This is a genomic window from Thalassospira sp. UBA1131, from assembly GCF_002311515.1.
Classification (GTDB): domain Bacteria; phylum Pseudomonadota; class Alphaproteobacteria; order Rhodospirillales; family Thalassospiraceae; genus Thalassospira.
In genome coordinates, this window is the sequence record NZ_DCAO01000032.1 from 23,714 (window position 1) to 30,773 (window position 7,060).

Consider the following 7,060-nt stretch of genomic DNA (forward strand, 5'->3'; position numbering starts at 1 on the left):
AGACCCGTGGCAAAGCCGGATATCGGCGCCAGTCGCCGTGCAAGCTTGTCAGATAGCGGCTTGCCATGACGAAACAGGGTAATCGCCCCGTAATTCATCAACACCAACCCCAAAGCCGCCCCGGCCAGAATGCTGTCGACCATTTCAAGCACAGCAAGCCCGATCAGAATGCCCGGAATGGTCGCCAGAAACATCGGCCAGAACCGGTTGATCGTTTCGCGAAAGTGACCCGCCTGCGCCATGATGATGGAATTGCTGACAAGCGATGGAATGATCACAAGCGGCATGCCCGCCTTAAGCCCCAGCCCAAGCGCCAGGATCGGGAGAGCTGAGGTCGAAAAGCCAAGCCCGGTTGCCCCTTTGACGAAGGCGGCAACGAAATAGGCACAGGCAATGACAGCAATTGTTTCAGGAGTCATGGAATGTCCATGTGAAGGTCGACGGAGGCGGCAGTGTGGGGCTAAAGTGTTGATGGTGCAAGCACTTGACGGCGTTTGCGCGCAAAAGTCGCAATTGAACATTTTCTGCCGGAGGGGGATATGAGCCTGACAACCCAAAACCAAACCCAAACCCGGCCAATAGCAGGCGGGTGCCAGTGCGGCGCCGTGCGATATGAACTGATCAAAGCACCTTCACAGGTCTATGTCTGTCATTGCCGCGAATGCCAGAAACAATCGGCATCAGCATTTGGTATTTCCGCCATTGTTGCACCGGAAGATATCCGTATCGCACAAGGCATTATCAAAACAGCGTCTCGCCCGACATCCGGCGGCGGCCCAATGGATTACCATTTTTGCGATGCCTGTGGGACGCGCCTTTTTCACGGTGACTTGCACGGGCGCGAGCCTGTCAGTGTCAAGGGTGGGTCGCTTGATGTGCCGCCGGATCTGAGCACTGCGATGCATATCTGGGTCAGGCGCAAGCTTACCGGGGTTATTATTCCGGAAGGCGTTCAGGTTTTCGAAGAAGATCCTGAATTCTGAAAATGGGCGCTTCTTGCGACCGGATTCGCAAACACCTATTTGACTTGCATTGTGCTGCCATGTTCTCCGTCTTTTTTGAATGCACGGTTCGGGTGGAATTTTGCGCCGAATTTTGCTGGTTTGGTAAAAAATTGCGGAAAAATGACCCGCGCATGACGAGAAGGGGTGGAAATGCGTTTGCAAAACCCGTATCAAGTCTGGCCCGGTCATTTGACAGGGCAAGCAGGCGGAATTCCGCCATATACCCGGATATGTGCTATAATGGCGGCATGATGATGAACATGCCGGATTGAGAGGAAGCAAATGAGCAAGAGCTGGAGCATTGAAAGCTGGCGTAACCTGCCGATCAAGCAGGTGCCGACTTATCCTGATGCACAGGCCGTAAAGGCCGTAGAGCAAGAGCTCGGCAGCTATCCTCCTTTGGTGTTTGCTGGCGAGGCGCGTGCGCTTAAGGAAAAGCTTGGTGACGTTGCAGAAGGCAATGCCTTCCTGCTGCAGGGCGGCGACTGTGCCGAAAGCTTTAAGGAATTCCACCCGAACAACATTCGCGACACCTTCAAGGTGATGCTGCAGATGGCGGTGGTTCTGACCTATGGCGCGGCATGCCCGGTGGTCAAGGTTGGCCGTATGGCTGGCCAGTTCGCCAAGCCGCGCTCATCTGACACCGAAACCATCAATGGCGTCGAACTGCCAAGCTATCGCGGTGACGTGGTCAACGGGATCGAGTTCACCGAAGAAGCCCGCATTCCGGACCCGCAGCGCCAGATCCGCGCCTATAACCAGTCGGCAGCGACGCTGAACCTGCTGCGTGCCTTTGCGCAGGGCGGTTTTGCCGACCTGACCAAGATCCATCGCTGGAACCTGTCATTTGTTGATGGCAGCCCGGCTGGTGAGCGTTACAGCAAGCTGACCACCCAGATCGATGAGGCGGTTGCCTTCATGGAAGCATGCGGCATCACGGCTGAAAGCGCGCCGCAGCTACGTGAAACCGATTTCTATACCTCGCACGAAGCACTTTTGCTGGGCTATGAGCAGGCACTGACCCGTCAGGACAGTCTGACCGGTGAATGGTATGATTGTTCGGCCCACATGCTGTGGATCGGGGACCGTACCCGTCAGGCCGATCATGCCCATGTTGAATTCCTGCGCGGGGTGAAAAACCCGATCGGCATGAAATGCGGTCCGACCATGGATGAGGATGACCTGATCCGTCTGATCGATATCCTTAACCCGCAAAACGAAGCCGGGCGTCTGACCCTGATCGCACGTATGGGTGCGGACAATGTGTTTGATAACCTGCCGCGTCTGGTCAAACGTGTTAAGGCCGAAGGCCGCAAGGTCGTTTGGTCCTGCGATCCGATGCATGGCAACACGATCAAGGCATCAAGCGGATATAAAACCCGTCCGTTCGACGCGATCCTGTCGGAAGTCAAAAACTTCTTTGATGTGCACAAGGCCGAAGGCACCCATGCCGGTGGCGTTCATTTCGAAATGACCGGTACGGATGTTACCGAATGCATCGGTGGTGCACGCGAAGTGACCGAAGACGCGCTTTCGGATCGTTACCACACCCATTGCGACCCGCGCCTCAATGGCGGACAGGCGCTTGAGCTTGCCTTCCTGATGGCGGAAATGATCAAAAAAGAACGCGATAGCGTGCGCGCAGAACAGATGGCTGCTTCTGCTTGATTTGATCTTTCGCGATATATCTTGATGACAAAGGTGCCCGGCGATCTGTCGGGCACCTTTTATTTATCCGGTTATTTGCCCGGAATGTTCGCAGAATGCGTTTCCTAAATTAGATTTCAGAAAATTTTGTTGCGCAATCGGCATGAATTCATAAAAAACATCTACCAATGGCCAGTAAATATTCTTAAGTATGGGTAATTGCAGGGTGTTCCTGATAGACGATTAAGGGCGAGGGGTCGCAACGGGTATGATGGACGACGCTGAATTCAGCGCATGGCAAAAGAAGGTAGAGGGAACCAACATTTCCTCGACCACGCTTTTGGCGACCGACTATCTGAACCATTTCAACGAGATCGTCATGCTGCTCGAAATGGTGCCTGACATGCCTGACATGATCGAGGACTGCAAGGAATGGGCGCCGAAAAGCTATCAGGAGCATTTCCGCGATAGTGCCTTTTCCGACAAGGAACTGGCGATTGAGGCCTATGAACACGTCCCGCCAAGGTTCCGTCGTCCGTTTGAAGAAACCATCGAGCACCTCAATACAATCGTTGCACACGCGGTTTCGCAGCTTGAAACCATCATCGAGACGGGTGATGAAGACCTGCTGCGTGTGACGGCCAGCGCAGTGACGACGTCGCTTCAGAAATTCATGGATGTCGCCAGTGGCATTATCCATGGTTCCGCCAAAACCATGAGCCAGGACGAAATTGACGCGGCCCTGGCACTGTAATCCTTGCCAACACTTTCCTGTATGCGGATACAAAAAACCGGGACTGCGAACAGCCCCGGTTTTGTTTTTTGTCTGGTCGACACGTTAATCGCGATCAGTCCGTCATTTTGGTGAGTTCACCATCAAGACGCTGAATTTCGGACTGCAACAGCGGCAAGACATCGGCGCGTGCGGTGGCGACAATTTCCTGCATATTTTCAAGGGCATGTTTTGCCATGCCGTTGGCATTTTGCTGCATGAACATGATCGTCATCTGGGCTTCGATATCGGAATAAAACCGACGTACACCGGTGATAATTGCCGGATCGACTTCAAAGGTACGCTGGGAATAGCGCATGGTTTCCCAAACCATATCGTCAAGCTTGTGGCGTTCGCGCGGGGCGAGATTTGCCGCATGCCATGTCATCGGGCCTTCCGGATAGTCGGTAATCCAGGTTTCGACCTTTTCGATGTTATCGACAAACTCCGCCTCAAGCGATCGTTCGAGGTTATAGACATCAGACGTGCTTTGATAACGGTCGAAATCGACAGCAATTTCAAAACCGGCAAAGCTTGCCAGATACACACCCAGAACGGTTGATGCCAGAATGATGCACTGGGTAAGCCAGAACTCGGTATTGGGCTGGCCACTGACGCTCAGAAAGCGAAACGGGGCGAAAAGTCCGCGCATGGGCTAGTGTCCTGTATTGGTAAGATTGAATTGGTGGCGGTCTTCAAGCGCGCTTGCAGGGATTTCACCCGTGCGTACAAGGAAATTCTCAAATGCGATTTGAAGATCAACCGGTTCGCCGATCGGAAGACCCTGTTCGCGTGCCATATCCTCAAGCCGTTCCACCCGGTCACGTGGATGGGGATGGGTTGAAAGATAATCCAGCAAACTGCGGTCGCCTTGAAGCTGTCCCAGCTTTGCAAAGGTGGTGGATGCTTCTGCGACATGGCCGTATTTGGCCATGAGGATGCGCAGGCTCCAGTCATCGGCATCAAGTTCCTGACTTCGGGAATAGTCCCGATCAGCCAGAAGTTTCGGCCAGCTTGCCGCCCAGGTGGTCAGAACCGCATCGGTCTGAAACATCATGGCCGAAAGAGCGACACCAACGACCTCGCGGCCAATACCTTCAAGGTGATCGCGCCCGTTATAATGACCGATTTCATGGCCAAGGATCGACAGCAGCTCGTTCTCGGTATCGACCAGTTCAAGCATTCCGGTATGAACAAGCATCAGGCCACCGGGCAATGCCGCGGCATTCGGGCTGTCATCGGGGATGATCAGAACGTCAAAGTCATAATCCTTTGCCGGGCCAATGGCCTCCTTGGGGATGGAATTGACCAGATCGAGAAGATAGCGTTCCGGCAGGCTGCGTTCATAATCTTCACGATGTTCTGCGATCAGTCCGGGTTCAAGCTCCGACCAGATGGCAACTTCTTCCTGAACCGAAATGCTGTTGGCCGCCCATTTAACCGCGAGGCCACTTGCCGTATAAATCCCCCAGCAAATCAGAAGGAAAGCGATACTGCCCGACGCAAATTCGGCCAGAAGATTGCGGTGCGAAATATTAACCCCGTCATCGGGAAGCGCGGATGGCTTGCCGCCGGTCGGGCGATGATCGGTATAAAGGGCGGTGCCCGAAACGATCACCTCGATCATGCCGCGTCCAAGTTCGGCAGAATCAAAGCGCAGACCGATAATGTGGCTTGCGCCCTTGGCATTGGTGCGAAGCCGCAAGATCGCCTCGCGCTTGGCCCTAGTGACGGTGGCTTCGTGTGCGGCCAGTCGACCGCCGACAAAAATGCGCAGTCGGGCCAACAGGTTGCGAAAACGGTCTTCGGCAATGACGACCTTGCCGGTGACCAATTTGCTGTCATGCAACGTGATGTCATCGGGAACTGCATCCCCGGAATCAAGATATTGATGGGGCAACAATGCTTCGTCGCGTCTGAGCGCGCGTTCATGTGCCCCATCGGCCAAGCGGCCGGTTATATAAGCGATTCCGATCAGGATGGTCAGGGCAATTCCCGGAAGAAACAGATCTTCCATGGTGTTGTGCCTGCCCTGTTATTTCAGTCGTACGGCTGTGCCGTATGCGAAAATCTCAGCCGCCTTGTAGGCCACCTGTGACGTTGCGAAATGGACATCCACAACGGCGTCGGCATCCAATTTTTTGGCTTGGGCAATCAGGCGGCTGGTGGCTTCCTGCTGGGCGTCTTCCAAAAGCCGGGTGTAGGAACGCACTTCACCCCCGAACAGGTTTTTCAGCATCGCAAAAATATCGAAAAGGAAGTTGCGGCTGCGCACGGAACTGCCAAAGACAATGCCAAGGTTTTCACTGATTTCGCGGCCTGGAATATGGGAAATGGTTACCGCCGCCATTTCGGCGGCCGCATTGGGGCTGTGGGTCATGTTGTTTGCTCGTATTTTAATTTGTGTTTATTGCCGTGTTTTCACGGTCGCCTGCAATAGATCGGGATGAAGCCGATTTTGCAAGTCATTATCAACACGCTAAGTCGTTGATAAGAATAAAATCACGCTGAAAACCAACGTACTTGCAGGTTTCAAGGCTTTGCATTTCTGCCATGCAAGAATGGTGATCTTGTCTGAAACATGGGATATTGCGCATTCCGCAATTGACAGCGCGCAGGGGCGATCCTATTCCAACATCATGACAAAGAAGCTTGCCATTGCGATTGCCCAACTCAACCCGATTGTCGGTGATGTCACCGGGAACCGGGACAAGGTTGTGGCTGCCTGGGAAACTGCGGCCGAACAGGCTGCGGACGTGGTTCTGTATTCTGAACTGGTCCTGTCGGGCTATCCGCCCGAGGACCTTGTGATGAAGCCGGCCTTCATGCGCCATCTGCATGACGCGGTCGAATTCATCTGCGAACACACGGCCAAACGCAAAGATGGTCCGGCCTTGCTGTTGACCACGCCGTGGGAAGTCGATGGCACGCGCCATAATGCGGTGTTACTGATTGATCAGGGCAAGATCGTTGATGTGCGCGCCAAGAATGATTTGCCCAATTATGGCGTGTTTGATGAAAAACGCGTCTTTGCCGCAGGTCCGATGCCGACCCCGATATCCTTCAAGGGTGTCAAGCTGGGTGTGCCGATCTGTGAAGATGTCTGGACACCGAACGTCGTTGCCCATCTGGCCGATGCGGGGGCTGAAATCTTCCTTGTGCCGAACGGGTCACCGTTTGAAGCCGACAAGGATGATTTGCGCCGTAAGCTGATCGAGGACCGGGTGCGCGAAAGCGGCAAGCCGATGATTTACTGCAACGAAGTCGGCGGTCAGGACGAGCTGGTGTTTGACGGCGGATCTTTCGGTCTGAACGGCGATGGATCGCTTGCGGTGGCTCTGCCGGCCTTTGCCGAGGAAGTGGTGCTGACCACCTGGCAACAGGATGAAAACGGTCAATGGCGTTGCGCCGATGACGCGCCGAAGGTTGGCTATCCCACGGGGCTTGATGCGATCTATCAGGCGCTGGTTCTGGGTCTGCGCGATTATGTGAATAAAAACGGTTTTCCCGGTGTTGTGATCGGCATGTCGGGCGGGATCGATAGTGCGCTTTCGGCCGCGGTTGCTGTGGATGCGCTGGGTTCTGATCGTGTGCGTCTGGTGATGATGCCATCGCCTTATACCTCGGCCGAGAGCCT

Annotated in this window: 8 protein-coding genes; 4 read left to right on the plus strand and 4 right to left on the minus strand. The window is 54.4% G+C overall.

Features of this window, described 5'->3' with window-relative positions; all coding sequences use genetic code 11:
- On the minus strand, positions 1-419 hold a 419-nt coding region (locus tag B3Z49_RS04610), incomplete at its 3' end, for a TSUP family transporter (RefSeq protein WP_296988512.1).
- A gap of 120 nt (positions 420-539) precedes the next feature.
- On the opposite strand from B3Z49_RS04610, the gene B3Z49_RS04615 reads away from it, so the two are divergent.
- From B3Z49_RS04615 to B3Z49_RS04625, 3 genes are all read left to right on the plus strand, one after another.
- A complete protein-coding gene (locus B3Z49_RS04615) occupies positions 540-983 on the plus strand; it encodes a GFA family protein (RefSeq protein WP_296988514.1) in 444 nt (147 codons plus the stop codon).
- 303 nt (positions 984-1,286) lie between these two features.
- Positions 1,287-2,672, plus strand: coding sequence for a class II 3-deoxy-7-phosphoheptulonate synthase (locus tag B3Z49_RS04620; RefSeq protein WP_008891584.1), 1,386 nt, complete (start codon positions 1,287-1,289; stop codon positions 2,670-2,672).
- A gap of 247 nt (positions 2,673-2,919) precedes the next feature.
- The gene (locus tag B3Z49_RS04625) at positions 2,920-3,405 is read left to right on the plus strand and encodes a hypothetical protein (RefSeq protein ID WP_008891585.1); all 486 of its coding nucleotides are present in this window, start codon (positions 2,920-2,922) and stop codon (positions 3,403-3,405) included.
- A gap of 94 nt (positions 3,406-3,499) precedes the next feature.
- Here the strand turns inward: B3Z49_RS04625 and B3Z49_RS04630 are convergent, their stop codons facing one another.
- The 3 genes from B3Z49_RS04630 to B3Z49_RS04640 are packed head-to-tail and all read right to left on the minus strand — an operon-like array spanning position 3,500 to position 5,803.
- Entirely contained in the window at positions 3,500-4,075 is a 576-nt protein-coding gene (locus tag B3Z49_RS04630) for a hypothetical protein (RefSeq protein ID WP_296988517.1), read from the minus strand.
- Between the two features lie 3 nt (positions 4,076-4,078).
- A complete protein-coding gene (locus B3Z49_RS04635; protein WP_296988519.1) occupies positions 4,079-5,440 on the minus strand; it encodes a M48 family metallopeptidase in 1,362 nt (453 codons plus the stop codon).
- An 18-nt stretch (positions 5,441-5,458) separates the two neighbouring features.
- The gene (locus tag B3Z49_RS04640) at positions 5,459-5,803 is read right to left on the minus strand and encodes a YbjQ family protein (RefSeq protein WP_120225464.1); all 345 of its coding nucleotides are present in this window, start codon (positions 5,801-5,803) and stop codon (positions 5,459-5,461) included.
- A 181-nt stretch (positions 5,804-5,984) separates the two neighbouring features.
- Between B3Z49_RS04640 and B3Z49_RS04645 the strand changes: the two genes are divergently transcribed.
- A partial coding sequence (locus tag B3Z49_RS04645; protein WP_414716241.1) for a nitrilase-related carbon-nitrogen hydrolase occupies positions 5,985-7,060 on the plus strand: 1,076 nt, incomplete at its 3' end.